Source organism: Accumulibacter sp. (genome assembly GCF_032229525.1).
In the GTDB taxonomy this organism is placed as follows: Bacteria; Pseudomonadota; Gammaproteobacteria; order Burkholderiales; family Rhodocyclaceae; genus Accumulibacter.
This window is the reverse complement of record NZ_JAVTWB010000236.1, coordinates 1-21,838: the sequence shown is the minus strand read 5'-3', so window position 1 is coordinate 21,838 and position 21,838 is coordinate 1. Positions and strand designations below refer to the sequence as shown.

Genomic DNA, 21,838 nt, shown 5'->3' with positions numbered 1-21,838 from the left:
AGATCGGAGAGTGCAATGAATGCAAGCAAGAAACCGCCAGCCTACCTGCGGACCCTGGCAGCTGCCCTGTTGCTCGGCGCAGTCGGTACCGCCGCGTCAGCTGACGAGGTCAGGGTGATGCTGTGGGGTACCAACGAGATTCCACCGGTGACCACTTCGGCCAGCGGCGGCGGCATGATCGTCGTCGGCGACGATGGCGCGGTCTCGGGCAGTGTCAGCACGACCGGTGTCGTGGGCACCGCCGCACACATCCACCAGGGCGCCGCCCGCCACAGCGGTCCCGTGATCGTACCGCTGGTGAAGGACGGCGACACTTACAAGGTTCCGCCTGGCGCCAGGCTCACCGCAGAGCAGGTCGCGAGCTTCAAGGCCGGCGAGCTGTACATCAACGTGCACAGCGCGGCGAATCCCGGTGGCGAAATCCGCGGGCAGCTGCAGTAGGCCCCGCCTTTCCTCATTTCAACTGGCGCGGTGTTTTGGGTGAACCCGCGCGGCGACCTCGCTAAACCTGGCGATTGACCGTGGCCGCGGGAATCGTCGATACTTTTCGAGAGTTCATGGGTTTTCCTGTCGTGCAAGCAGTGGCGGACGGCCCACGGAAGCCCAGCCAGCAAGGCCCGGTTCAGTGGCGCGCTCGCTGTCCGCAATGACCATTGCCAGCTGGCAATCAACTCCTGCAAGGACCACCGGGATGGATGCGATCCGGCTTCGCCAACAGCTGATTTTTCGAACGAGTGGCACGCGATCGATGGTTTGCTTGTTGCTGGCCAGCGCCGCGGACGATGGCGCTCATTCGCCCGGCCATGCGCCTGGGCGGTAGCCCGGGCTGGCGTTCCGCGCCATGCCGTGCGGCGATCTTCGTCGCCATCGGCATGCTGGCGCTGGCCGGCTGCGGCAAGCGGCCGGCGAAGCCCCCGCCGGCGCCGCTGGATGTTACGACGCTCACCGTCGAGGCGCGTGATGTGCCGGTGTCGGCCGAGTACGTCGCTCAGACGCAGAGTTCGCAGGCAGTGAACATTCAGGCGCGGGTCTCGGGCTTCCTTGACAAGCGCGTCTACAAGGAAGGTTCGCTGGTCAAGGCCGGCCAGGTCCTGTTCCGCATGGACCAGAAGCCGTTCCAGGCGCAGGTCGATGCCGCCGCCGCGGCGATGCAGCGCAATCAGGCGTCGCTGCAGGTGGCGACGGCGAATCTCAAGCGCACGCGGCCGCTGGCTCAGCTCAACGCGCTGTCGCAGAAGGACCTCGATAACGCCGAAGGGCAGTACGAGCAGGCGGCCGCGGCGGTGGCGCAATCGAAGGCACAGCTCGATACAGCCCAGCTCAACCTGTCGTACACCGTCATTCGTTCGCCGGTGAACGGCATTTCCAGCTACGCCGCAGTGGCCGAAGGCAGCTACGTCAGTCCGCAGAACAGCCAGCTCACCACGGTGTCCGTGCTGTCGCCGATGTGGGTCAACTTCAGCCTGTCCGAAAACGAGTACCAGCGCATCGAAAACGATATTGCGGCCGGCCGACTAGTGTTGCCGAAGGACCGCAACATGCTGGTCGAGATCGAGCAGGTGGACGGCAGCGTTTACCCGTTCACCGGCCACATCACGTTCACCGACCCTTCTTACAACGCGCAGACCGGCACTTTCCTTATCCGTGCTTCGGTGGACAACCCGAAAGGCCTGCTGCGGCCGAACCAGTACGTGCGTGCACGCTTGAAGGGCGCGATCCGGCCGGGCGCCATCCTGGTTCCACAGCGGGCGGTGCAGCAGAGCGGCCAGGGCCACTTCGTCTGGCTGGTCGACAAGGACGGCAAGGCCGAACTGCGGCCGGTGACGGTGGGCGGCTGGTACGAAGACAACTGGTTCATCAGCGAGGGCCTGCACGCCGATGATCAACTGGTGGTCGACGGCGGCCAGCGCCTGTCCAGCGGCGCCAAGGTGATCGTCACTGCGCGCAACGGCAACGCGGCATCGGCATCAGCATCGGCATCAGCGTCGGCGCCGGCCGCCGCCGCCAGCCGCTGACGCAGCGCGCCACGCATGTTCTCGCGCTTTTTCATCGAGCGGCCGATCTTCGCGGTGGTCGTCGCGCTGCTCATCTGCATCGCCGGGCTGCTGTCGATCACCGCGCTGCCGGTGCAGCAGTACCCGTCGATCACGCCGGTGCAGGTGACGGTGCAGGCCACCTACCCGGGTGCCGATTCGAAGACGCTGGCCGATTCGGTGGCCTCGCCGATCGAGGCGCAGATCAACGGCGTGGACAGCATGCTCTACATGAGCAGCACCAGTTCGGCGACCGGGCAGCTGCTGTTGACGGTGTTCTTCGCGCTCGACACCGACCCCGACATCGCCCAGGTGCAGGTGCAGAACCGCGTCAACCTGGCGCTGCCGCAGTTGCCCTCGGCGGTGACGCAGCAGGGGGTGTCGGTGCAGAAGAAGTCGGCCACGATCATGATGCTGGTGGCCATCACCGGCCAGGCCGCGCGCTACAGCGCCGAGTACGTGGCCAACTACGCCAACGTCTATGTGCTGGATGCGCTCAAGCGCGTGCCGGGCGCCGGCCAGGCGCAGATCATGGGCGTGCCCGACCAGGCCATGCGCATCTGGATGAACCCGGACCGCATGGCCTCGCTGAGCATCACCACCAGCGACATCGCCAACGCGGTGAACCAGCAGAACCAGCTCTTCGGCGCCGGCCAGGTGGGCCAGCCGCCGAACGACAAGCCGGTGGCGCTGACCTTCCCGGTGGTCACGCAAAGCCAGTTCACCGATCCGCGCCAGTACGAGAACATCATCCTGCGTGCCGACCAGAAGCAGAGCGCCATCGTGCGCCTGGGCGCGGTGGCGCGCGCCGAGGTCGGGCTGCGCCAGTACGTCGCCGACACCCGCCTGAACAACGCGCCGGCCACCTTCATCGCCATCTACCAGCAGCCCGGCGCCAACGGGCTGCTGGTGTCGAATGCGGTGCGCAAGGCGCTCGAGGAGATGAAGGCGCGCTTCCCCGACGGCATCGACTACGCCATCGCGCTGGACACCAACGACTTCGTGCGCCTGTCGATCGAGGAGGTGCTGAAGACGCTGGCTGAGGCGCTGGTGCTGGTGGTGCTGGTGGTGTACCTGTTCCTGCAGAGTCTGCGCACCACGCTGATCTGCGCGGTGGCCGTCATCGTCTCGCTGATCGCCACCTTCGCCGGCATGCTGGCGCTGGGCTTCTCGATCAACCTGCTGACGCTGTTCGGGCTGATCCTGGCCATCGGAATGGTCGTCGACGACGCCATCGTGGTGTGCGAGAACGTCGAGCGCAACATGCAGCAGCACCACATCGGGCCGAAGGAGGCGACGATCCGCTCGATGGGCGAAATCGGCAGCTCGTTGGTGGCGGTGGTGCTGGTGATGGCCTCGGTGTTTATCCCGGCGGCCTTCCTGCCCGGCACCACCGGGCAGCTGTACAAGCAGTTCGCCATCACCATCGTCATCTCGGTGTCGGTGTCGGGCTTCATCGCGCTGACGCTGACGCCGGCGATGTGCGCCGCGCTGCTGAAACACAACCCGCCGCCGCAGCGCGGGCCCTTCGCCTGGTTCAACCGCCAGGTTGACCGGGTGACGCGCGCCTTCGGCCATGCGGTGGAATTTGTCATCAAGCGTATGGTGGTTGCCTTCGTGCTCCTCGGCGTCTTTCTGTACGCCATCTGGCACCTGTTCCAGATCCTGCCCACCAGCTTCGTGCCACAGGAGGACCAGGGCTACGCGGTGGTGGCGATCATCATGCCGCAATCGGCCAGCCTGGACCGCACGCAGGCGGTGGCCGAACGGGTCGACGCGATGCTGGCCAGGATACCGGGCGTGGACAAGCGCTCGATGGTCAGCGGCTACAGCCTGATCGACGGCGGCTTCAAGAACAACGCCGCCACTTTCTTCGTCACCTTCAAGGACTTCAAGGAACGCTACGGCTCGATCGCGGCCGCCAAGGAACAGAACGCGCGCGCCATCCTGGTGCAGCTGTTCAACGAGGCCAAGCTGATCGAGGAAGGCATCGTGCTGCCGATCGCGCCGCCGCCCATTCCCGGCATCGGCACCACCGGCGGCTTCGAGTTCTGGATCCAGGACACCGCCGCCGGCTCGCCGGTCGAGCTCGACGTGCAGACCAAGGCCTTTCTGGAGCGCGCGCGCCAGCGCCCGGAGCTGACCGGATTGAACAGCACCTTCACCGCCAGCGCGCAGCAATTGCGCGCCGAGGTCGACCGCGACAAGGCCACCTTGCTCGGCGTGCCGGTGCAGGACGTGTACAGCGCCATCCAGGCGCAGTTCGGCTCGCTCACCGTCAGCCAGTTCAGCCAGTTCAGCCGCGTCTGGTGGGTCATCGTGCAATCGGACGCGCGCTATCGCGAGCAGCCCTCCGACCTGACGCGGCTGTACACGCGTAGCCACCAGGGCCAGATGGTGCCGCTGTCGGCGGTGGTCAACACCAGCTGGACCTCGGGGCCGGACATCCTGCCGCACTTCAACGGCTTCCCCTCGGCCAAGATCATCGGCAGCGCCGCGGCCGGCTACAGCTCGGGCCAGGCCATCGCGGCGATGGAGGAAGTGGCCGCCGCGATGCCCGCGCAATACCGGCCGGCCTGGTCGGGGCTGGCCTTCGACGAGAAGCAATCCGGCGGCACCTCGATGCTGGCCTTCGCCTTTGGCCTGCTGATCGTCTTCCTGGTGCTGGCCGCGCAGTACGAAAGCTGGACCCTGCCGGGCGCGGTGATGACGGCCATCCCCTTCGGTGTGCTCGGCGCGCTGGCCGTCAACGCCATTCGCGGGCTGGAGAACGACGTGTACTTCCAGATCGGCCTGCTGGTGCTGATCGGCCTGGGCGCCAAGAACGCGGTGCTGCGCGTCTCGGCGGCGGTGGATTTCCGCAAGCAGGGCCACAGCATCATGGATGCGACGCGTATGGCCGGCGAGCAGCGCTTGCGGCCGATCATCATGACCTCGTTGGCCTTCGCCGTCGGTTGCCTGCCGCTGGCGCTGGCGCTGGGCGCCGGCGCCAATGCGCGCCATTCGATCGGCACCGGCATCATCGGCGGCATGATTGGCGAGACGACGCTGGCCATGCTCTACGTGCCGCTGTTCTTCTACATCTTCGACCGCTTCGCTGAGCGCCGGAAAGGCGCGGCGGCGAGCGCCGCAGACACCGCGGCAGCGGCGGAGGGAGACTGAGGTGCGGCGCCTGCTCGCCATCTTCGTCGCTGTCGTGATGCTCGCCGGCTGCGTGCTCGGACCGGACTACAAGCGTCCGGAGATCGCGGCACCGGCAGCCTTCCAGTACGCCACCAGGGACGCCGCCGACAGCGCCGATACCTTGTGGTGGCAGCAGTTCAAGGACCCCGTGCTCGACGCCCTGATCGACGAGGCGCTGGCGCACAACAGCAACATCGCCATCGCCGCGGCGAAGGTCGAGCAGGCCGCGGCGCTGTTGCCGCAGGTACGTTCGCAGCTCTTTCCGCAGCTCGGCTACGGCGCCAACGCCGGCCGTGAGCGTGCGCGCGAGCCGGCCTTCGCCGCGCATTTGCCCGACTACCCGAATCCGACCAATAGCTACCAGGCCGGGGTCTCGGCGAGCTGGGAGATCGATCTTTGGGGCCGCATCCAGCGCCAGTCGGAAGCGACGCTGGCCGATGTGCTGGCCACCAACGAGGCGCGCCGGGGGGTGGTGCTGTCGCTGGTGGCGTCGGTGGCCAACGGCTACCTGCAGTTGCGCGGCCTGGATGCGCAGTTGGTGGTGGCACGACAGACTTTGCAGACCTACGCCGAATCGGTCGATCTGTTCAAGCTGCAGTTCAAGTACGGGCAGGTGTCGATGATGAACGTGGCGCAGGCGCAATCGCAGTACGAGGCGGCAGCGGCGCAGATTCCGCTGCTCGAATCGAACATCGCGCAGACGCAGAACGCGCTGGCGGTGCTGGTCGGCCGCGACCCCGGCCCGATCACCCGCGGCAGCTCAATCGATCAGCTGGCGCTGCCGGTGGTGCCCGCGGGCGTGCCTTCGCAGTTGCTCGAGCGGCGACCCGACTTGCTGCAGGCCGAGCAGCAGTTGATCGCCGCCAACGCCCAGATCGGCGCGGCCAAGGCGCTGTACTTCCCGGCCATCTCGCTCACCGGCAGCCTGGGCAACGCCAGCGCCGAACTGTCCAAGCTGTTCACCGGGCCGGCCAGGGTGTGGAGCTATGCCGGCTCGCTGGTCGGACCGATCTTCACCTTCGGCGCGATCAGCGGCCAGGTGGCGCAGGCCGAAGCTGCCCAGGGCGCTGCGTTGCTGAACTACCAGCTGTCGATCCGCAATGCTTTTGCCGATGTCGACAACGCGCTGGCCGCCAACAGCAATCTGAAGAAACAGCTGCAGGCACAGATCCGTCTGGTGGCGGCGCTGAAGGAGTACACCGGCCTGTCGCGCAAGCTGTACGAAGGCGGCTACACTGACTATTCGACGGTGCTGCAGGCCGAACAGGCGCTGTTTCCGGCGGAGCTGAACCTGATGTCGATTCGCGCGCAGTTGCTGGTGTCGTCGGTGAACATCTACAAGGCGATGGGTGGCGGCTGGGTGACCCGGGCGGACCGGCTTACCGCGGGCGGCGGCCGGCCGCCCGCCACCGAAGCGCTACCGCCGCCGCTGTTCTGAGGCGCGCCGCGACGGTCGAGGTGGCGAGCGCCGGACGTGCGCTCAGCGTCGGAAGCGGCCGCCGAAGCCTCCGCCACCGCCGAAGCGACCAGCGAAGCCACCTTCCCGGGCCGCGCTGAACCGTTGTTGCCGCTCCGCGCCACCGAAACGCGCCGCGTGGTCCTGCTCGAGCTGCCCAAAGCCCGCGAAGCTCTGCCCCCTGTTCGCCATCGCCGGTGCCGCCGTTCCGGCTGTACTTGCCCCCGACAGATTGCCCCCGCTCGTCGGCCGCGTGCGGTTGGCAGCGGGCGACTGCTGCGCGCTGGTCGGCTTCTGCGCATTGTTCCACGAGCCGCCGTTGTACTTCTGCCAGCCGTCATCGGTCTTCTTGTACACGTTGCCGTCGGCGCCGGCATAGACGTTGCCGTTGGCGGTTTTTACCGCGCCGGCGCTGTTGCCGCCGGCGCCTCGCACACCGGCCCCCTCGGCGCCGCTGCTGGAACTGAAGGAGCCCGTCGAGCCGCGCGCGTTGCCTTGGCTTTGCGTGTGCACCGTCTGGTTCGGGCCCGACAGGGTGCTGGACCCCCAGTGACCATAGGCGTTGCTGTTCTGGTTGGTGCTCCCCGACACACCGGTGCGCGCGTTGTACCAGCTGGCGTTGCCGCTGGCACCGTCGGGGCCCCAGACGGCGCTGCCGTGGGCATAGCTGCCGGTACTCGGGTTATAGGCAGAGAAGGCGCCGGCGCCGCCGTAGGGGCCGTATACCGAGCCGCCGTGTGCATAGGCGCCGGTTGCCGGGTTGTACGCCGAGCCGCCGCGCGCACCGTAGTACGGCCCGTAGATCGCCCCGCCACGCGCCCAGGCGCCGGTGGCGCTGTTGTAGTAGGTGGCCCCGGCATAAGTCACCGGGTAGGGGTAGAAGATAGGCACCGGGCCCGGGTAGACGAATGGCGGGTAGTAGTAACCGGTGCCGTAGACCATCACCCCGGCGCTGACGAAGCCCATCGTATAGCCAGCGGTGTAGCCGTAGGTGACGGTGGCCGGTGTGGCGGCATACACACGCACATAGGTACAGGGATAGAGCGGGCTGCTCGGCGGAATGCTGTAGATCACCGGCGGCACGGCGCTGGCCAGCGTCCACCCACCGACCGGCGAGGCGGCGACGAACCACGCGCCCTGGTAGCAGGCGTAATAGGCGTTTTCGGCGTGCACCACATTGAATGAGGTGTTCACCGCGTAGGCCATCGCCGTGCCGGCGATCGGCTCGAACCTGGGCGACCCGGCATAGCTCACCTCGAGCTTCGCGCTGGAGATCTCGAGGGTCGCCTGCTGCGGGATTTGCGCGTGGATCAGCGCCTCCTGTGCCTGCACCGTGCCGGGCACCGAAGCGAGCACGAAAGCGCGTGGTCCGTCGGCCGGAATGCGTGCAAAGTCGGCCGGCAGGGTCGGCGTGGCGAAGGACCATGGGCCCTGGAGGCTGGGTGCCGAGAACCAGCGGCCGGAGACCAGGTAGTACATCTGCCCGCTGCCGGTGTCGCGAAACAGCGCCGCATCGGTGTTCGTCACGTACTCCAGCGAGGTGCCCGGGATAGCCGCGAATTGGGGTGCGCCTTCGCTGACGATGATCTCCGCCGGCGTGGTGGACACGAACACCTGCGGCACCTCCGCGGCGCTGATGCGATGACCGGGTATCGCCTTGCGCGCCTCGGCAAAGTTGCTGTCGTTGGGTAGTGCTGAAAAAGCGGGCGGTAGCGCGCCAGCCGGTGCCCACGCCCCCCTGATGTCGGCGGCGCGCAGCCATGCACCATTGTTCAGCCAGTACCAGGAGCCGCTGTCGCGGTCGAAGAAGACGTCCCAGTTGGTGTTCACGGCCAAGGTCAGCGGGGTTCCGGCGACCGGCGCCATCACCGGCTCGCCGTCGAACAGCAGCAGGCTCGCCGGGCGCTGGCTGACGTAGATCTGCGGCGGCTCATTGTGCAGCGTCACCGCCGGTGGTGTTTCGCTATCCTGGCGCAGACTCAGCAACACCGTGTCCAGCGGAACGCGTTTCAATGGCAGCGCGGCCAGCGCCGCGCGAATGCGTTGGTCGAAGCGCTGCGCCTGGGCGGTGTCTGCGGCCGGAAAGCGCGAACTCAGCAGTTGCGGGTTCGCCAGGCTCACCCAGCGCGTGCCCAGGTCGGTCGAAGTGGCGAAGCTGACCTCAATCGTCCCGAGGACTGCCGCCTTGGCGCCGGTGGGGGAGAGGGCGAGGGCGATGCGCGTGTGCAGCGTCTGCCGGTCGGGCCAGGAAATGATCTGGGGCTGATAGACGACAGCGCTGCCGCCGTCGGCGCGTATCGTGTGCGGCCAGCTGTCGGCGGTAGTGGTTGTGGCTGATGCCTTCGCTGGCGAGGACTGCTTCGCTACCCCGCTCCTGGCAGGTGTGGCTGCGGGCGGTGCGCTGGCGCTTGCTGCCTGCAAGGCCTGCCGGCAAGCCGGCGATACGCTGCTGGCGTTTTTCTGCAGGCAGGTCAGCGCTGCTGACCCGCCGGTGGGCACACCGGCGCAGTGTGTCTGGAAGTCGGCGCGACAGGCCTGGCGGATGGCGCCAACCTGTGCCGCACTCGGTTGCTGGGCCGGCGTGGGCAGCGCCACGGAGATCAACAAGGCCGCCAGGCCAAGGCGCGAAGCAGAACGGATCCAGTGCGGGTAGCTGGTGTGGTTCAAAGGGTCACCTCCATATCGTGACTTGCGGTTGTCGCGCCATCGCCATCCGACACGTCGCGGGGCGCTCGGTAGTCGGTGCGGGACATGATAGCGGCCGCCTCTCAGGGTCGCAAAGGACCTTTCAGGAGCTTTCAGGTCCTCCGGGAACAGCCGAGCCAACGCGGCGCCAATGCCGGTGCTTGAAGGCTCGAGACGCTGTGCCGAAGAAAACCTGGTTTCAGCCCGTCAGCTTTGCGTCGCTTGCACCTTGGCATCGACCGTGCGGGACTGGTGAAGCTGCAGTTGCCCGTCGGTATGGACGGCGCGGAGAGCGAAGTCGAAGCGGTCGGGCTGGGCGCAGAGCATCAGGTCGTCCGGCGGCAGGTTGGCGTGGGTGCCGGCCTGAAAGCGCCGGCCGAAATCGGAGTTGCGTACCCGCGCCGCATAGATTTCAGGGTCCGGGTCTTGGCCACGGAGCAGGGCTTCCAGATAGTCTGCGCAAGCGATGTCTTCGTCGCCGTCGCGGTCGATCCATTCGCCGGTAATGACGAAGCAGACCTCGGCGGGCTGCAACGCGAGCAGCGCCCTGGCCGTTGCACGGCCGATGACCAGGCTGCCGGCGAACAGCGCCGGCGAAAAGTGAAAGCGGGCCAGGCCACGCACGCCGGCGGCGGTGGTCTGGATCAGCGGCCTGCCGACCAGGTCGGCGCCTTGCAGGATGGACGGCGAATTGCCGAAATCAAAACCCGGTATCGGGGCGCCACCACCGACGGCGCCACTGGTCACCGCGCTGGGCATGGTGCGTTGCAAATTGAATGCCCCGGCCACAGTTTCCACCGGGTAAATGGCGCTGGCACCGGCGGCGAAGGCATAGGCGGCGGTGGAGAAGGAGCGCAGCACGTCAATCACCACCACCGCATCCTCGGGCTCGTGTGCCTCCGGGTCGAGGCGATTGAGGAAGACGCGGCGGGTGCGCATGTCGGGTCGGCTGTCGGGAAATCTTGTGTGGATGGTGAATCTGCTGCCCCTGAAGTATCCAGCATCGCCGTAGCCGGGTCAAACCAGCGGCGGCGAAGCCAGCAGGGAAGCCAACGGGCGAGCAATCACGTCCGCGTCGGCTCGGTCGCCTCCGATCCACGATGGGTGGCAAGTAGGATGGCCTTCCGAATCAAGCGAGAATCGAAGGGGGCAGGTCATTCTAGAAAAATATTTTGCTCTGACCCCTTTTTTTGGACCCGCGTCGGCTCGGCCGCCTCAGATTCGCGAAGGGTGGCAAGCTGCATGGCCTTCCGAATCAAAGGAGAATCGAAGGGGTCCGAGGCATTTTATTTTTATCTCCTAGAAAACTATTTTCTCTGACCCCTTTCCCCTTTCATGAGCAACTGGCCGCCTAGCAGCTTCATGCCAAACGATTGACTTCTGGCGGCCCAGCCTTACAATCCCCGTAGCGACCGCCATCGCGGCGTTTCAGTCCAACAAGCTTTGTCTGCCGCGACCCGCCAGCGGTTGAGCCGGGCGCTTTCGGGGCGACAGATAAACGCTATTCATTGGGCCTCTTAGGATATCGCATGACTACTGAAACGAAGAGCTCCGATCGGGAATTGGTCGCCCACAACTACTGTCTTGCGTTCATCGACCTCCTGGGGCAACGCGATGCCATGCGAGGTCAGGGTTTGCTGAAACCTATTGAGTCGGAAGGTCAGCGCGAGGCGTTTCATGACGTCCTCCGAAACAGCATTGGAGCGATCATTAAACTCCAGGAACGGGCTGAGGAAATGCTGCGGCCCATTCTCGAGGAGAACCTGGATTCTCCACACCGTTCCGCACTATCGCCTGAGCAACAAGCCATTTGGGACGCGATGGAGCGCACTCGAATAGAAACACAGCGGTGGTCAGATGGTTTGGTGTCGTTCGTGTGTTTAGGCGATACGGATATGCGATGCCGCATGAATGGCGTGTTCGGGATTTTTGTTCTTGCCGGAACACTTTGTTTGCTCGGTTTGGCTACTGGCCGGCCGATTCGAGGCGCCATCGAAATCGCTTGGGGTATTGAGCTTCACCCTGGCGAGCTATACGGCCCCGCGGTAGCACGCGCTTATGAGCTTGAGAGTGAGATTGCTCAATACCCGAGAATAGTCTTAGGGCCAGAGGCAGTTAAGTTCTTGGACGCTCATGCCGCCAACGCCGAGCAGGATATTTTTTCGCAAAATGACCGCGAGTTGGCCGCTCTGTGTCTAAAGATGCTGGTTAGAGATGCAGATGGTCGCTGGATTTTGCATTACCTTGGCGATACGTTTCAAAATTCCGTTACTCATGGTTACCACGTTGAGCTACACGGTGCTGCACGAAAGTTCGTTCTTGACCAGCTACTCACTCATCGAGCACAGCGCAACACGAAACTTTCGTTCCGATACTCACATCTGTTGCAATACTTCGATGCTCATCCACCTACCAAACCGGAATAGGCCCAACCCGGAAGTCAACCCGACCAGCTCAAAAAGCCGCGCAGGGCGGTTGCTTTGAGCGTTTGGCATCTTAGCAAAGAGCATTAGCGGTGCTACCCATTTACGAAAAGAAAGTCACTATAGCTGGCAGAGTATGTGTCGCTAGCGCGCTAGCCATTGCGCTTTCGGTATCTTTGCATTATCTGGCGCCACAGTTATGGAACATTCCTGATTTTCTGTTTGTCACCATTTTGTTGACGAAGGCATTTGCGTTCTTTTACGCTTGCTGGGCGACAGCGAAGGGAAAAGGTTATGCTGGATGGGTTGGATTAGCACTGCTCGTCATTCCTATTATTGGGTTCATCATTCTTATCTCCATCAAAGATAAGCACAAAAATGGGTCATCGAAGGGTGCGGAACTATTGCCACCTAAAACTACAGCCCAGCCTTCACAAATGCCCGTCCGCATGCGCACTATTGCCGCCCTGCTGAATATGGCATTGTTGATCTCGGTCGCCTACTTGTTGCTAAAATATGGTATATCGAACGCACGAGAGGCTTGGCTCGTCGCTCTTATGCTGCTAGCGCCGATGGTGTCACTTCTTGTGATTTATTACCCACTATCTCAAGATCGGGCATCTTTTTTTCTGCAGCGTAGCTCTTTTGACAAGCGGGGGAACGTCGATGAAGCAGCAACAAGAAGGTCCCCTTTTATGCTAAACGACATTTTTACCTTTCTCAGATCGCTCGTGTCTGCACCGGCGCAAGAAACCGTGGAAGAATTCATCACCAAGTTTGCACGCGAGACGCCCCTAAACTACGAAGAAGTGAATCGTATGAAGGATAATCTTGGTATCGGAGCTTCAACAGCAGTGAACGCGGTACTTCTGATCCATGTCTATGGAATTCACTTGGCTTTCCAAAGCACTGCGGCTCGGAAGCTGATACAACATGCTGACCAAGCCAACTTCGAAATGCACATGTTGTCAGAGTTTGTTGATGCTAGCCTGAATAAGATTAACGTCAATGAGAACGCGGACCGGCTGTACAAGCAAATGGAGCATCAAATGCAAGAAATGGATATTGAGTTTCTTGCTAATGCGGAGGATGCTAACGGACCTTTCTGGGCTGCGACAAAGAGATTTCTACGCATCATTTGTGAAAAAGACCTTGCCGACATCGCGATAATGTCTAGCATTTCCGCGAGCATCAATAATCATATGCAATCGACCGTCCAAATGTTTGATGGTCTCTATGAGAATGGATATCGATTTTGAACATGCGGAACATTCAGCGGAACATTCGGAGACAGACCACGGGTCGACAAAAGGGTCAGAGACATTTCAATTTGGCCAAAAAATGTCAATCACTCTGACCCATTTTGGCTCGATGAATCGCAGCGGTCATGGCTTCTTCGCCGCATCAGGCTTGCGGTCAACGACCTTCTCGACCACCTTCGCCAGGACGTCGTAGAGCGGGTGTGACGCTGGAGTGGTCGCGTCGCCAGTTCCAGGATTTTTCCGAATCTCCATGAATACTTCTGCAGTGATTTCTTCTTCATACTTCGGCGCTTGTCGCTTGAAGCCGTCAACAGACATCGCCAACGCAGCCTTGTGAGCGTATTCGCGCTCAAGATCGAAAAAAGACGCATACGACTTGGCGAAGAACGCCGTCAACCAAGTCGCCGGCAGGAGGAGGAAGAGTCGGCCGATGAACGAATACAGGGTCCCATCCTCATCCTGCGTGTTCGCAGCCGCCCAAGTTCCGAACAGGCCAGGCAGGAGGTGGAAAATTAACGGAACTGCGGAGATCACAAGGAGAACCACCGCAACGTAGAAGCCCTTTCTCGCACTCGTCATTCGTGCTTCATAGCGCGCACGAGTGTCCTCCATGCTCTTTGCGAGTCCAGCTGTTGTTGCGCCGGAAATCATGGCATTAGACACGTCAATGAGTCGCGATATTTCCTCTTCGCGTTCGGCATTTTCCTCGCTTGCGATCTTCGTGGTCTCCTGAAACTTTTCGAACTCAGCATTGCGGCCATCCAGTTGTTTCTGAAACGCTTCGACGGAACTTGTGTGACCTGCAACCAGTTTTTCAAGGGTATCCGCGGCCGAACCAATGGTCTTAATTTTCTCGACGAGCGTCGCGACACTGCTAGCATCCGTCGTCGCTTGTTGCTGATGTGCAGCGATTTGAACTAGATGCGTCTCAGCCTGCGTCACCGAAGTTTGTATTTCGCTTTCCTTGGCACTGATCGTGGTCGAACTTCCAGCGGCTGTTTCCGCAATCCGTTTCACTTGATCTCGGATCGTGTCAACTTCACGAAGAACGTCACCCAGGGCACGGGCCCTTTGAGATAGATCACCGACAGCATCGGCCCGAAAGATAGGGATAAGTAGCGCGAGTTGAGTTGTCAATTGACCCAGTGCCGCGTTCATCGGCTCGAAGTTGCCAGCGAGGTCGATATTGGTAATCGCTGTTCCGTCCGACTGTGTCACCTGAACTGAGAAATTCCCGTTCGCATCTTTGAAGGTGACCCCCTCGTGCGAATTGGGCCGCAGAGTATTGGCAAGAGCCGTTGCGTGTGTGTTAAATGTTTTAGCCGACTCGCCGATTTCACTTGCTTTGCCAGCAACCGCCGATGCTTGCGCCGAGTTGTTATCAGATGGTCGCAGTGCCAACAAGCCCTCAAATACCAGATCTACTCTTTTTGCAAACGACTGGACTGATTGGCCGGCAATCGATGCCCTTGGTCCGGCAACATCGTACTGGCCGTTCACCAATAGGTCATATAAGCCGTGCCAGGCTAAACGTGATTGCTCGATTTCGGTAAACGCGGTTTCGATGGTCATATGCTGGCTTCCGATGTTGTTGTTGGAATTCGAACTCGGCCGAGGATAGCCTCTGCAAACTTACACAGGTCGCAACTCTCAAGTGGTCAGAGACCCATGGCACTACCTTAAGCTTTTGACATGCAATGTTTTTCGTTTAACGACAAGTACTTGCTACAGCAACGTAAGCCGGCTTAGCGTCCAGGAAAAAACCTGAATCCAGCATCCGAGGGGCCTTCCCGGGCACGGGCTTGCGCCGGTGGTGTCGTACGTTGGCAAGCAGAAAATAGAGCGACTTGTTCATGCCCTTGGCGTAATGTGGTGCCATGGGGGTCAGAGACATTTCCCTTCACCCCTGAGATATCTTTCTGGTTTCCCATTGCTCGTTTCCTCAGAATTCAGAATCCTGCCGTTCCGTTCTCCACGCCACTTCTCCAGTTCACTATCGCTCCCAGGTTTCAGATCCCATCGAAGCAACGAGTCCTCCGACACAGGGTGTGGCGTTCAGAACAAGCGAACACGCGGCTTCGTTCAGGGTGGCGGCGGTGGAAAATGGCGGAAGTTCCTGCGCCACCAGCGCAGCATCGAACGGCAGACGACAGAAACCGCACAGGCTGTCGAGGAGCCAACTGATTTCACGGTGACCACCTCCCAAAGTGGTGACATTGGTTTGTTTTTGTTGCTTATTGTTGCCAAGTCAGCAAAAGTATAGGCGGCGGATCGGGCGGTGTAAATCGGTAGTCCGGTCAAATCACCGGTATCCGCAGCGAGTGCGGACACTGGGCAGGGGTGCCGATTTTCCGGTTGGCCGGCAGGACGGGGCAAGCGGGTCGAAAGGAGTGAAAGCTATGGGATCAAGCAGCGAGATTGCGACGCTCGGCGGTGGGTGTTTCTGGTGTCTGGAAGCCGTCTTCGAGCAGTTGGTAGGGGTGGAATCGGTGGTGTCGGGTTATTGCGGCGGAGAGATCGACAACCCGACCTATGCTGCCGTCTGCGACGGTTTCAGCGGTCATGCCGAGGTCGTCCAGATTAGCTTCGACCCGGCACAGTGCAGCTACCGTGAAGTCCTGGAGATATTTTTTGCCATTCACGATCCGACGACACTCAACCGGCAGGGCAATGATGTCGGAACGCAGTATCGATCGGTGATCTTCCATCACACGGAGGAGCAGCGGCAGGTGGCGTCGGCGCTGATGGGCGAACTCGGCCAGGCGGGATTGTGGGCCGGCCCGATGGTCACCGAGCTGCTGCCGGTGCCGCAGTTCTTCGCCGCCGAGGACTATCATCAGCAGTACTTTCGCCGGAACCCGGGCCAGGGTTACTGCCAGGTGGTGGTCAGCCCCAAGCTGGCCAAGTTTCGCAAGAGCTTTGCCAGTCGCCTCAAGGCGAATCGATGAATTCGCGCAGGTCGCGGACGAAGCGTTCGCGCTCCCACTGGTGCGGCGAGTGGTCGCTGCCTTCGTAGACGTGGAGGACGGCGTCGGCGATGCGGTTCTTGACGTAGTGCGCGGTTTCGCTCCGGTAGTAATTGCTGGCGCCGCCGTAGACCAGTAGCGCCGGCACGTCGATCTTGTCGAGAGTGCTGCGGTAGTCGGCTTCGGTGAGGCTTTCCCAGCAGGCGATCAGCGGTGCGGAATCCTGCTCGCTCAGCCATTGCCGGGCTTTCTCCAGGCCTGGCGCCTTTTCGTGGTATTTCTGTCGGGCACGCGCGTTCAGCCCCGTTCCGCCGAGTCGCAGCACCGATTCGGCAAAGTCGTCCTCCAGGTGTTTCAGGAAGGCCGCCGAGCGTTCGTGGTCGAAGTCGCCGTAGATGCCATTCGACCAGTCTTCGTCGGTCAGCAATTTGGGCGACTGGTCGATGAAGGCGACCTTGTGCAGGTGCCTGCAGCCATGTTCCGAGATGTACTGCCAGAGGGTCAGGGCGCCCATCGAGTGGCCCACTACCACCAGCTCGTCGAGCGCATAGTGATCGATCAGGTTGCGCAGGTCCTGCGCCATGCGCTGAACGGTCGGAACGGTGTCCTGCAAAAGGCTGTGGCCGCCGTGGCCGCGAGCGTCCCAGCGGAACACCCGATGGTGTGGCGTCAGGAGGTCAAGAAAGGGCGACCATTCCCGGTGGCTGGCGGTCCAGCCGTGCAGCATGAGAATCGGCGAACCATCGCCGGAAACCTGGACGTGGATCTTTTCTCCATCGTCGGCAAAAAAATGCGTCATCGAATCGGACAGGCAAGGAAAAAGCCAGCGTGGCACAAGCGCGTGGCGGGGGCAACTATAATCGCCATCTTTCCAGAAAGGGGAAGAACGACATGCAGGCTCTCAGCCGCTTTGACCATGACATTTACGCTGTCGATGCGGGTTACGTGCGGCCCCTGCTGGCGGCCATCCACCTGATTGTCGAGCAGGGCCGCGTGGCGATCGTGGACACCGGTACCATGGACTCGCTGGCCCCGACGCTGGAGGCGCTGAGCGCATTGGGCTTGAGCGCGGAAAGTGTCGATTACGTCGTCCTGACCCACATTCACCTGGATCACGCCGGCGGCGCGGGGGTGATGATGCGCGCTTTCGTCAATGCGCGCCTGGTGGTTCATCCGCGTGGCGTACGGCACATGGTCGATCCCTCGCAACTGATGGCCGGGGTGACGTCGGTCTACGGTGCGGACGAAGTGCGCCGGCTGTACGGTGAAATCCTGCCGATCGGCGCGCAGCGGATCATCCCGGCAACGCACGGCCTGAGCGTGGATCTGGCCGGTCGCGAGCTGCTCTGTCTGGATACGCCGGGGCACGCCCGGCACCACCTCTGCCTGCTCGATGGCAAGAGCGGCAACATCTTTGCCGGTGACATCTTCGGCCTTTCCTATCGCGAGCTCGATACAGACGGCCGGCAATTCATCTTCCCGACGACGACACCGGTGCAGTTCGATCCACAGGCGATGCACGCTTCGCTCGACCTGGTGATGAGCTATCGGCCGCAGTTCGTCTATCTGACGCATTACAGCCAGGTTGGGGACACGGCGGCGAAGGCGGCTCGCCTGCACGAACTGGTCGACGCACATGTGCGCATCGCCAGGCGCGAGCAGAGCGCCGGCAGCGATCGCCAGTCGCGTATTCGTGCCGGTCTCACGCAGTTGCTGCTGGAAGAAGTGAGGCGTTTCGGCTGTCGCTTGCCGACCGATCAGGTTGTGGAAATCTTCGCCACTGATCTCGACTTGAACGCCCAGGGACTTACGGTCTGGCTTGATTCTCAGGCTTGAATCCGAGGCTTGACGCGGGCAGGTCGCGCCGCATCGACCGGACGACGGCCGAGTGCGCCGCGTCAGGGTCGAGCGACGACGCGGCGGAGGAAGGTGCGCCGGCCGGGTATGGGCGGCGCGGTTGGCTGTGCCGGAGCCTTCGAGGCGGTTGCCACTGGCGCCGTGAACATGGCGTTCAATGCGGCCATCGCCGCGGCACGCGCTGCGGCCTGCGAGGTGAACTGGGCGGGCGGGGCGAACAACGGGCAATACTGGAATGACGGCACTTCGCCCGTCGCGTCGTCGTCGGCGATGAACTGCAGCGGGCCGATCGGGAAGGCGATGTTACAGCGCTCGCCGGACGGACGGTCAGACCATAGATCGCCACCGCCCGGCAGGACGAATAGGTTGATGAACCAGGGCGTGATGACCGCGCCGACCCAGTCGCCGGATACGCCTGGCGCACGCCTGGCCAGATCGCCGATCAAGCGCGAAGAGGCATCGCAGTTGAGCAGGGCGGTATCAGTGTTCGCCGGCGGCCAGCGACGAAAACCGATCGCTTCCACCGACAAGGCGAGATTGACGAAAGACATCTCGCGCATGCTGCTCGTCCAGATGCGTTGGTACATCGCTTCGAGGCGTGGCGTCGGGTCGTCGTTGATCGGTGTTGCCGGGCGCGGTTGCGGTGCCTGAAAGGCTGCCTTGCGAATGCCATTGCTCATCGGGGGTCGCTCCGGCCCGCAGGCCCGTGGGTGAGGTCAATAAAATGGTCTGCCGGATCGTAGTCGCCGGCGAGTGAGGCGGATAGCGCGGCCAGCGCGTCTTCGATCAACTCCCGCTCGCGATCGTCGATCACTTCCTTGGCCAGTCCGAGCGAGGCCAGGATCCACGTGCCGATCGGCTGTGCTCCGAGCAGCATCATGTTCACCCGCTCGCGTCGCAGGGCATTGCCCTGCTGCCGCTCGACGATGGCGAAATCGCCGTTCTCACCTTCCAGCGCCACCAGCTGCATCGGGATCGACAGGCACATCAGGCGGCCTCGGCGGCCAGGGGCGTGGCGCTGAGTCCGAGCACGGCCAGTTCGTCGACCACCATGCGCAGCAGCGCGGGCATCACGTTTTCGACTTCCCGAGTGAGCTCCATGCCGAGCGCCAGGGACAGCGGCTGCACGCCAAGGATGGCGGTGTAGCGCGGACCCTTGCCGAGCAACTCGAGGGTGGCCAGTACGTCGCACAGCCCGATCTGGTGGGGAGACAGCTTGGTCCTGAAGAACACCGGGACGGCTTCGCCGGTGAGTCGAATCGGGGTGCCCGGCGCTTTGCCGGCGAGAATCGCGTCCACCATGATCAGCGCATCGAGATTCTCGAGATCCTCGAGCATTTCCATGCCGCAGGTGCCGCCGTCGATGAGTTCGACCGGCGGCGGCAGCGAATAGGCGAGCGGCAGGCGTTCGATGGCACGCACCCCGAGCCCCTCGTCACTCAACAGGATGTTGCCGGCGCCCAGGACGACGATACGCATCGCTGGCGCCGCTTCAGAGAACAGGCCAGCAGGCGCCGGGACGGCTTCCTGGCGCCTGCGGTCTACGGTTGGCAGCCATCAAGCGGCGCTGACCTTGACGACCGGCCGCTGCTCTTCGTCAACGACGTGCACCGCACAGGCGAGGCAGGGGTCGAAAGAGTGCACCGTGCGCAGCACTTCGAGTGGCTGGTCGGCAATCGCCACCGGCGTTCCCGCCAGGCAGGCCTCGTAGGCGCCAGGCGCGTCGGCTTCGTTGCGGGGGGCGGCGTTCCAGGTCGTTGGCACGACGCACTGGTAGTTCTTGATTTTGCCATCTTCGATGACGATCCAGTGCGAGAGAACGCCACGTGGTGCTTCGTGGACACCGACACCGGCGATCTCACCCTTCGGGAACTCCGGCTTGTTGAAGGTTTTGAGATCGCCGGTGGCCATGCTCGCCAGCAGCAGGTCCCATTGCCGCGCCAGTTCGTCGACCTGCACCGCGCAGCCGACGGCACGGGCAGCGTGGCGGCCAATCGTCGAGTGCAGCGCGTCGAGGCCGACCTTGGTCTTGGCGACGGTGGACACCAGTTCGAGCGCCTGCGTTGCGTAGGCGATGGTCGGCTGGTGTTGGGCGGCGACCATTGCCAGCACCCGCGGCAGCGGACCGACCTGCATCGGCTTGTCGTAGAAGGTCGGCGACTTCAGCCAGGAATATTTGCCGTCATCCTGGAAGTCGGTGTACTGCGGCCGGGTTTCGCCCTTGTACGGATGCAAGGGCCCTTTGCCGCCTTCGTACCAAGAATGCTTGACCGATTCGGTGACGCCGTCCTTGAAGTAGGCGTCGTCGTGGGTCTTGATTTCCTTGAAGCTGGCCAGGTCGCCGCCGGCAATGTGGCCGCCGGGCAGGGCGAACCGGGTGTTCTTGCCGTCCAGAGGAATGTCGGGGACCGAGACGTAGTCGACAATGCCACGCCCGATCGTCGTCCACTCCGGGTAAAAGCCGCCGATCACGGCGACGTCGATCAGGTACACGTTCTTCACGAAATCGCTTAGTTGGTCTATCCATCCCTTGACCGCCAGCAGGCGTTCAACGGTCAGGACCGACTGCGAGTCGATCGACAGGGCGTTGGCGACGCCGCCGACCGCGACGTTCTGGATATGCGGCGTCTTGGCGCCGAGAATGCTGACGATCTTGTTGGCGTGTCGCTGTACCTCCAGCGCCTGCAGGTAGTGGGCGACCGCGATCAGGTTGACCTCGGGCGGCAGCTTCATCGCCGGGTGGCCCCAGTAGCCGTTGGTGAAGATGCCGAGTTGGCCGGTCCCGACAAAGCCGGTCAGGCGTTCCTTGACCCGGGTGAATTCAGCCTTGCTGTTGCCCGGCCAGCTGGAAAGGCTTTGGGCCAGGGCCGCGGCCTTGCCGGGATCGGCCTTGAGGGCGCTGGTGACATCGACCCAGTCGAGTGCCGAGAGATGGTAGAAGTGCACGATGTGGTCGTGGACGGCGTGCGCCAGGATGATCATGTTCCGGATGTACTGGGCGTTGAGCGGGATTTCCATCTGCAGCGCGTTCTCGACCGCACGCACCGAGGCGATGGCGTGAACGGTGGTGCACACACCGCATATGCGCTGGGTGATGGCCCAGGCGTCACGCGGGTCGCGGCCAATCAGAATGGTTTCGACGCCACGCCACATCTGGCCCGAGGCCCACGCTTTCTTGACCTGGCCACCCTCGACTTCGACGTCTACACGCAGGTGACCTTCGATTCGCGTTACCGGATCAATCGTGACTCTTTGCGACATTTTCGTGTCTCCTGAAAAGAGCGTTAGCCGTGGGCAGGCTGTACGTACGCGCCTTCCCGCGGCAGAACCGGGAAGCGACGGGTGATGACGATGTAGCCGAGGATTTCGGCGGAAAAAATGCCGATGGTGACCAGCAGTTCCGGCACCGACGGGAAGTAGGTCCAGCCGGGTCCGGTATCGAAAGCGATCAGGAAGCCGTTCAGGCGCAGCAGGATGCCGCCAAGCATGACGGCAATGCCCGCCAGGAAGAGCCTGGCCGGATTGCGCCTCGCCTCGACCGTGCCGATGAGCAGGAACGGGGCGATGAAACAGGCGTTCTCGATCCAGAAGGTCAGCGCGATGGTGGTCAGCTGGAAGGCGTCACCCAGCACGCCGCGCACGGCGAGGTCGGCAAAACGTACCAGCAGATAGAAGGCCATGATCCCGAGCATCACTCGGGCCATCGGATTGAGCATCTGCACCTCGATCTGCCGCCGGTAGGCCGAAGCGGCGACGCAGGACTCGAAGAGCACCACGCCGTAGCCGAGGATGATCGCCGAGAGCAGGTAGATCAAGGGCTGCATCGGTGTCTGCCAGAGCGGATTGACCTGCCCACCCATGACCACCAGCATCGTGCCGAGTGATGCCTGGTGCATCATCGGCAGGACGATGCCGAGCGCGATGAAGATGAACAACACCTTGCTCAGCTTGCGGCGGGCGTTATGCAGGCCGA

Annotated in this window: 17 protein-coding genes; 8 read left to right on the top strand and 9 right to left on the bottom strand. The window is 62.7% G+C overall.

The window, feature by feature from the left end; all coding sequences use genetic code 11:
• Positions 1–15: 15 nt before the first annotated feature.
• The 4 genes from RUW20_RS18820 to RUW20_RS18805 all read left to right on the top strand — a co-directional run bounded on the left by RUW20_RS18820 (position 16) and on the right by RUW20_RS18805 (position 6,654).
• A complete protein-coding gene (locus tag RUW20_RS18820) occupies positions 16–441 on the top strand; it encodes a CHRD domain-containing protein (protein WP_313953753.1) in 426 nt (141 codons plus the stop codon).
• Between the two features lie 341 nt (positions 442–782).
• Complete coding sequence (locus tag RUW20_RS18815; protein WP_313953752.1) at positions 783–2,015, top strand: efflux RND transporter periplasmic adaptor subunit; 1,233 nt, start codon at positions 783–785, stop codon at positions 2,013–2,015.
• Positions 2,016–2,030: 15 nt separating this feature from the next.
• Entirely contained in the window at positions 2,031–5,195 is a 3,165-nt protein-coding gene (locus RUW20_RS18810; RefSeq protein WP_313953751.1) for an efflux RND transporter permease subunit, read from the top strand.
• A 1-nt stretch (position 5,196) separates the two neighbouring features.
• A complete protein-coding gene (locus RUW20_RS18805; protein WP_313953750.1) occupies positions 5,197–6,654 on the top strand; it encodes an efflux transporter outer membrane subunit in 1,458 nt (485 codons plus the stop codon).
• Positions 6,655–6,696: 42 nt separating this feature from the next.
• On the opposite strand, the gene RUW20_RS18800 is transcribed toward RUW20_RS18805, so the two are convergent.
• Both RUW20_RS18800 and RUW20_RS18795 read right to left on the bottom strand, forming a co-directional pair.
• The gene (locus RUW20_RS18800; protein ID WP_313953749.1) at positions 6,697–9,339 is read right to left on the bottom strand and encodes a hypothetical protein; all 2,643 of its coding nucleotides are present in this window, start codon (positions 9,337–9,339) and stop codon (positions 6,697–6,699) included.
• Between the two features lie 225 nt (positions 9,340–9,564).
• Entirely contained in the window at positions 9,565–10,296 is a 732-nt protein-coding gene (locus RUW20_RS18795) for a 2-phosphosulfolactate phosphatase (protein WP_313953748.1), read from the bottom strand.
• A 590-nt stretch (positions 10,297–10,886) separates the two neighbouring features.
• Between RUW20_RS18795 and RUW20_RS18790 the strand changes: the two genes are divergently transcribed.
• Both RUW20_RS18790 and RUW20_RS18785 read left to right on the top strand, forming a co-directional pair.
• On the top strand, positions 10,887–11,783 hold the full coding sequence (locus RUW20_RS18790; RefSeq protein WP_313953747.1) for a hypothetical protein: 897 nt from the start codon (positions 10,887–10,889) through the stop codon (positions 11,781–11,783).
• 89 nt (positions 11,784–11,872) lie between these two features.
• Positions 11,873–13,039: a hypothetical protein gene (locus RUW20_RS18785; RefSeq protein WP_313953746.1), complete on the top strand. Its 1,167-nt coding sequence runs from the start codon at positions 11,873–11,875 to the stop codon at positions 13,037–13,039.
• 126 nt (positions 13,040–13,165) lie between these two features.
• On the opposite strand, the gene RUW20_RS18780 is transcribed toward RUW20_RS18785, so the two are convergent.
• Positions 13,166–14,614 (bottom strand): hypothetical protein, encoded by a 1,449-nt coding sequence (locus RUW20_RS18780; protein ID WP_313953745.1) that lies wholly within the window; start codon positions 14,612–14,614, stop codon positions 13,166–13,168.
• A gap of 827 nt (positions 14,615–15,441) precedes the next feature.
• Between RUW20_RS18780 and msrA the strand changes: the two genes are divergently transcribed.
• Positions 15,442–15,990 carry a peptide-methionine (S)-S-oxide reductase MsrA gene (msrA, locus tag RUW20_RS18775; protein ID WP_313953744.1) on the top strand — a complete coding sequence of 183 codons (549 nt, stop codon included), beginning with the start codon at positions 15,442–15,444 and terminating at the stop codon, positions 15,988–15,990.
• On the opposite strand, the gene RUW20_RS18770 is transcribed toward msrA, so the two are convergent.
• Positions 15,974–16,807, bottom strand: coding sequence for an alpha/beta hydrolase (locus RUW20_RS18770; protein WP_313953743.1), 834 nt, complete (start codon positions 16,805–16,807; stop codon positions 15,974–15,976). The genes msrA and RUW20_RS18770 overlap by 17 nt on opposite strands.
• 29 nt (positions 16,808–16,836) lie before the next feature.
• Here RUW20_RS18770 and RUW20_RS18765 point away from each other — a divergent pair, with 29 nt between their 5' ends.
• Positions 16,837–17,844 (top strand): MBL fold metallo-hydrolase, encoded by a 1,008-nt coding sequence (locus tag RUW20_RS18765; protein ID WP_313953742.1) that lies wholly within the window; start codon positions 16,837–16,839, stop codon positions 17,842–17,844.
• Positions 17,845–17,906: 62 nt separating this feature from the next.
• Here RUW20_RS18765 and hybE read toward each other — a convergent pair whose 3' ends face one another.
• From hybE to nrfD, 5 genes are all read right to left on the bottom strand, one after another.
• Entirely contained in the window at positions 17,907–18,545 is a 639-nt protein-coding gene (gene hybE / locus RUW20_RS18760) for a [NiFe]-hydrogenase assembly chaperone HybE (RefSeq protein ID WP_313953741.1), read from the bottom strand.
• Complete coding sequence (gene hypC / locus RUW20_RS18755; protein ID WP_313953740.1) at positions 18,542–18,853, bottom strand: HypC/HybG/HupF family hydrogenase formation chaperone; 312 nt, start codon at positions 18,851–18,853, stop codon at positions 18,542–18,544. Before hypC ends, hybE begins: the two co-directional genes overlap by 4 nt.
• Positions 18,853–19,344, bottom strand: coding sequence for a HyaD/HybD family hydrogenase maturation endopeptidase (locus tag RUW20_RS18750; protein ID WP_313953739.1), 492 nt, complete (start codon positions 19,342–19,344; stop codon positions 18,853–18,855). Before RUW20_RS18750 ends, hypC begins: the two co-directional genes overlap by 1 nt.
• 78 nt (positions 19,345–19,422) lie before the next feature.
• On the bottom strand, positions 19,423–21,126 hold the full coding sequence (locus tag RUW20_RS18745) for a nickel-dependent hydrogenase large subunit (protein ID WP_313953738.1): 1,704 nt from the start codon (positions 21,124–21,126) through the stop codon (positions 19,423–19,425).
• Positions 21,127–21,149: 23 nt separating this feature from the next.
• Positions 21,150–21,838 (bottom strand): NrfD/PsrC family molybdoenzyme membrane anchor subunit (gene nrfD, locus RUW20_RS18740; RefSeq protein ID WP_313953737.1); only part of this gene is annotated, 689 nt, incomplete at its 5' end.

Bases quoted from the DNA above. Each gene is read 5' to 3' on its own strand.
- RUW20_RS18820 (WP_313953753.1), top strand. From the start codon at position 16: ATGAATGCAAGCAAGAAACCGCCAGCCTACCTGCGGACCCTGGCAGCT.
- RUW20_RS18815 (WP_313953752.1), top strand. From the start codon at position 783: ATGGCGCTCATTCGCCCGGCCATGCGCCTGGGCGGTAGCCCGGGCTGG.
- RUW20_RS18810 (WP_313953751.1), top strand. From the start codon at position 2,031: ATGTTCTCGCGCTTTTTCATCGAGCGGCCGATCTTCGCGGTGGTCGTC.
- RUW20_RS18795 (WP_313953748.1), bottom strand. From the start codon at position 10,296: ATGCGCACCCGCCGCGTCTTCCTCAATCGCCTCGACCCGGAGGCACAC.
- RUW20_RS18790 (WP_313953747.1), top strand. From the start codon at position 10,887: ATGACTACTGAAACGAAGAGCTCCGATCGGGAATTGGTCGCCCACAAC.
- RUW20_RS18780 (WP_313953745.1), bottom strand. From the start codon at position 14,614: ATGACCATCGAAACCGCGTTTACCGAAATCGAGCAATCACGTTTAGCC.
- msrA (WP_313953744.1), top strand. From the start codon at position 15,442: ATGGGATCAAGCAGCGAGATTGCGACGCTCGGCGGTGGGTGTTTCTGG.
- RUW20_RS18770 (WP_313953743.1), bottom strand. From the start codon at position 16,807: ATGACGCATTTTTTTGCCGACGATGGAGAAAAGATCCACGTCCAGGTT.
- hybE (WP_313953741.1), bottom strand. From the start codon at position 18,545: ATGAGCAATGGCATTCGCAAGGCAGCCTTTCAGGCACCGCAACCGCGC.
- hypC (WP_313953740.1), bottom strand. From the start codon at position 18,853: ATGTGCCTGTCGATCCCGATGCAGCTGGTGGCGCTGGAAGGTGAGAAC.
- RUW20_RS18750 (WP_313953739.1), bottom strand. From the start codon at position 19,344: ATGCGTATCGTCGTCCTGGGCGCCGGCAACATCCTGTTGAGTGACGAG.
- RUW20_RS18745 (WP_313953738.1), bottom strand. From the start codon at position 21,126: ATGTCGCAAAGAGTCACGATTGATCCGGTAACGCGAATCGAAGGTCAC.